The organism is Microcoleus sp. PH2017_24_DOB_U_A (assembly GCF_020738205.1).
Taxonomy (GTDB): Bacteria; Cyanobacteriota; Cyanobacteriia; order Cyanobacteriales; family Microcoleaceae; genus Microcoleus.
In genome coordinates this window covers 1-4188 of the sequence record NZ_JAEQCT010000195.1, presented here as the reverse complement: position 1 = coordinate 4188, position 4188 = coordinate 1, and the positions used below count along the sequence as shown (strand labels likewise).

Sequence of the window (4188 nt, the reverse complement as noted above, 5' to 3'; positions counted from 1 at the left end):
CAACCAATCGATTATCGACTCACAAGGTCGCGTCATCAACACCTGGGCTGATGTCATCAACCGCGCTAACTTGGGTATGGAAGTAATGCACGAGCGCAACGCTCACAACTTCCCACTCGACTTGGCTGCTGGCGAAACCACTCCAGTTGCTTTGGTTGCTCCTTCCATCAACGGTTAATTTTTAACCTTAGATTGACAAAAAGCGCTCCTAGAAATAGGGGCGCTTTTTGTTTGGGGAAAAAGATTTTATCGACTTTTTTACAGTGTTTGTTGCAATTAAGTTTCCACCAATTGCGTTGATAGCCCCATCCAGTTACCGCTGGGAGTTACCCCAACTATGTAAGCATCGATGTCCGTACTGCCAACTCGGTAAACCTGGATGTTTGATAAATTCTGCTTCAATACACTTACCAACTGCTGGAACCGCTGGACTATCTCCAGTTCCTCTTCATCGTGCCAGTCTTCTGCTTGGGTTGCCATCGCGAAAAAGTCATCAACGCTGACCAATTCTACGGATTCATCGGGCGAGTGTTCGGTAAGTTGCAAGAGTTTCGCCGGGGTGAGTTTTCCTTGTGTTTTCCACTTAACAATCTCGAAGGGTGCGTCAGATTCGCTAAGGAAGAGCAAACCCTCGGAAGCTTGTTTGAGTTGGGTGGTGATGGAGTCGGTCATGATGGTGGTGGTTTTAGTCCAGCTTCAAAAATATACCTCATGTGACTAATAACCGCTATAGTTTCTTGTTCTCAAAAATTTATGCTATTCATGTATTAAGCTATGCGTGTAAGTTTTCCATTTTTCCCTAAGTGCTATGAAATCTGAAGAGGTTTTAAAACGTTACGTTGGTGGAGATCTTGATTTTCGTGGGAAAAATCTTCAAGGACAAAGCTTTCAAGGAAAAGATTTGTCTAAAATTGACTTCAGTAATGCATATATTCAAGGAGCAAATTTCACTAACGCTATATTAATAGGAGCAAATTTCACAGGAGCAAAAGTAGGACTGCAAAAACGTTGGCTGGTTGGACTCTTGCTTGCTTCACTTTTTTTATCTGGAGTGGCTGGGTTTATATGGTCATTCACTGGTGTTTGGGTAGCATATTTATTCAAGACAAATATTATTAGAGATTTCACGATTTTTCCGGGTATCTTTGTTTTGGTAATACTTGCAAGCTTATGTTTTATAGCTATTGAGAAAGGCTTGGGAACAGCTTTGGGTTTTGGAGCAGGAACCTTGGCAGTTGTTGGAACAACTGCTATAGGTATTGCTGTTGCCTTTTCCGGTGCGGGAACCTTAGCCGTAGCATTAGCAGGGAATGGATCGCTGGCGATTGCTGGAGCATTAGCGGGATTGCTAGCTGGGACTCTTTCGATAGCTATAATTTCTGCCATCGGCAATGCTCTATGTAGATGCGTAGCAATAGTAATTGCATCAGCCTCAACTTTAATGCTGGCTTCAGCATTAGGTTCTAGAACAATTGACGCTGCTGTTCATGTTAATTGGGCTTCAACAGGGGCAATATTAGGAGGGACTTTAGGCATCCTATTTAGTAATTATTTAGCTTTTAAAACTTTATCAGGGGATGAGAGATTCTCATTTTCTTTGAAAATAGTATCTGATTTTTGTGCAATAGGCAGCACCACTTTCCAGGGATCTGATTTGACTAATGCTATTTTTCAATATGTAAATCTAAAAGGTACTGATTTTGGGGGAGCAAATCTTGTTGGAACCTGTTGGCTTTCGGCCCAAAGTTTGAGTCTTTGTAAAATTGATAAAGGGTATCTAATATACTCGGAGGCACGCAAACTTGTTGTTAGCAATAACGGTCAAAATAAAAATTTTATTAGAATGAATTTGGAAGGAATAAATCTGCAAAATGCAAATTTGCAAAATGCAAATTTTATGGGAACAAACCTCAACAACGCTAATTTGCAGAATGCTGATTTTTCAAGAGCCATCCTGAAGCAAGCGCAACTCGACGGTACAGATATGACGGGAGCAATTCTCACGGGAGCTTGTATCGAAGATTGGGGAATTACAGGTAGCACCAATCTAGAGGACGTGCAATGCGACTATGTATTCATGCGTCTTGAAACAGAAGATAATCCCAACCGATTGCGAAAACCGGATAACTGGGGGGAAACGTTCGGGGAGGGAGAATTTGCTGATTTCATCAAGCCTTACGTGGATACTCTAGATTTGTACCACAGTCAGGATATTGACCCCCGCGCCATCTCCATTGCACTTAAAAACTTATCAACCAACCATCCAGAGCAAAAGCTGCGGTTTGTGGCGATCGAACGGCGGGGCAACAATGGCTTGAATCTCAGGTTTACAACTGCACCAGAAGCCGACAAATCGGAGTTGAGCCACGAATATTTTACAGATTACGCTCGAATCAAGAAGGAATTGCCGCTTGCCGTTCAGTTAAGACTGGCCACACGAGATGCTGAAATTCGTACACTTAAGGATACGATCGAGCAGTTTATTCAAACAGGTACGCATCAATCTAAGATTCAAGCAGAAACAATTCAAATCATTAAAGGAGAATTAATTATGACTCAAAACAAGGGAATCAACATTCGTTCAGGCGGTGGCAGCATTGGCGACATCAGCGGCTTAGTCGGCGGTGATGTCAGCGGAGTCGTCAATCTGGGTACAATTAGCGGTAGCGTGACCAACACGATCGATCGGTTGCCAGATGCGTCCGAACCCGATGAACCCAACATCAAAGAACTCCTGACACAACTCCAACAAGCGATCGAAAATGATTCCGAATTACCCGACCCCGACAAAGCCGATTTACTAGAGCAAGTGCAAGCTTTGGCAGAAGCTAAGCAAACAGAGGAACCTGCTAAAAAAGAAGGGCTGACACGGAAAGCGAGGAAGATGTTTGAGGCAACATTGAGCAGTTTGCCCCAGACTGCCAGCATTGTAGAGGCGTGCAGCAAGTTATTGCCAATGATATTGAAGGCATTAGGGTTGCCTGCGTAGCGTTGCAGTAACAGCCAATCTCAAGCACTGCTGATTAACATAGGGCTTGCTGAATAAGCCTAAAACCCTTACCTGAAAAGGCTTTGACTCGCGTTCGGCACTGACAATGTGTTAGACTATGAGGTAAAATTAGTCAAAAGCCATGCACAGCATCACTTTCCTTCATGTACCGAAAACTTGACCCAACCCCAAAAGAACCTTCCAACTTTGATCTACCCTTCGAGGGACAATTATCAGAGAATAATCGTTGGGTAATCATGGCAAAAATAATTCCATGGGCTGAATTTGAAGATGAATATGCCAAAAAATTCACCTGTGCAACGGGAGCCCCTGCCAAATCGTTTCGTATGGCATTAGGGGCATTGATAATCAAAGAAAGATTAGGAACTAGCGATGCTGAAACAGTAGAACAAATAAGAGAAAACCCATACCTACAATACTTCCTAGGTCTGAGTGGCTATAGTAATGAATCACCATTCGACTCATCCATGTTCGTTTATTTTCGGAAAAGAATAGGAGTCAACCTAGTCAATAAAATCAATGAAAAAATGGTCAAAGACCAGATCCAAGTACAAGGAGAAGAAGTAGAAAAAAAGTCATCAGACTGGAGTGAACCCAAAAATCAAGGAAAATTAATATTAGATGCAACCTGTGCGCCAGCAGATCTTAAATATCCGACAGACTTAGGACTATTAAATCAAGCCAGAGAAAACACAGAAAAAATCATAGATATACTACACAATCAAACTAAATCACCCGAAAAAAAAAAGCCGAGAACCTATCGAAACAGAGCCAGAAAAGAATACCTAACCATAGCAAAACAAAAAAAACCACGAAGAAAAGCAAGAAGAAAAGCCATTAAAAAACAACTACAATACATCCAAAGAAATTTGGCTAGTATAGAGCGAATGGGTGAGCTACAGTTATTAACCAAATCTGATTATAGAATGCTGTTAGTAGTGACAGAAGTCTACCGCCAACAGTTGTCAATGTATGAAAAGAAAGAACATAGTATTCCTGACAGAATAGTAAGTTTAAAGCAACCACATATCCGCCCTATAATCAGAGGAAAAGCTGGGAAATCCGTTGAATTTGGGGCCAAACTGTCAGCCAGTTGTCGAAATGGGTACGTATTTTTAGACCGAATTAGTTGGGATAACTTCAACGAATCAGGAGACCTTAAAAGACAAGTAGAAGCC

3 protein-coding genes and 2 pseudogenes are annotated in these 4188 nt (G+C 41.9%); 4 read left to right on the top strand and 1 reads right to left on the bottom strand.

What is annotated here, in order from left to right; translation table 11 throughout:
• Positions 1 to 178: pseudogene (locus JGK07_RS32865) on the top strand (photosystem II q(b) protein); the annotation flags it as partial.
• Positions 179 to 276: 98 nt separating this feature from the next.
• On the opposite strand, the gene JGK07_RS32860 reads toward JGK07_RS32865, so the two are convergent.
• A complete protein-coding gene (locus JGK07_RS32860; RefSeq protein WP_293243563.1) occupies positions 277 to 672 on the bottom strand; it encodes a nuclease A inhibitor family protein in 396 nt (131 codons plus the stop codon).
• A gap of 136 nt (positions 673 to 808) precedes the next feature.
• Between JGK07_RS32860 and JGK07_RS33360 the strand changes: the two are divergent.
• From JGK07_RS33360 to JGK07_RS32845, 3 genes and pseudogenes are all read left to right on the top strand, one after another.
• A pseudogene (locus tag JGK07_RS33360) lies at positions 809 to 1705 on the top strand (pentapeptide repeat-containing protein); the annotation flags it as partial.
• Between the two features lie 138 nt (positions 1706 to 1843).
• On the top strand, positions 1844 to 2989 hold the full coding sequence (locus tag JGK07_RS32850) for a pentapeptide repeat-containing protein (RefSeq protein WP_293243569.1): 1146 nt from the start codon (positions 1844 to 1846) through the stop codon (positions 2987 to 2989).
• 164 nt (positions 2990 to 3153) lie between these two features.
• Positions 3154 to 4188: IS5 family transposase (locus tag JGK07_RS32845; protein WP_293243572.1), on the top strand; the 1035-nt coding region annotated here is incomplete at its 3' end.

Bases quoted from the DNA above. Each gene is read 5' to 3' on its own strand.
- JGK07_RS32860 (WP_293243563.1), bottom strand. From the start codon at position 672: ATGACCGACTCCATCACCACCCAACTCAAACAAGCTTCCGAGGGTTTG.
- JGK07_RS32850 (WP_293243569.1), top strand. From the start codon at position 1,844: ATGAATTTGGAAGGAATAAATCTGCAAAATGCAAATTTGCAAAATGCA.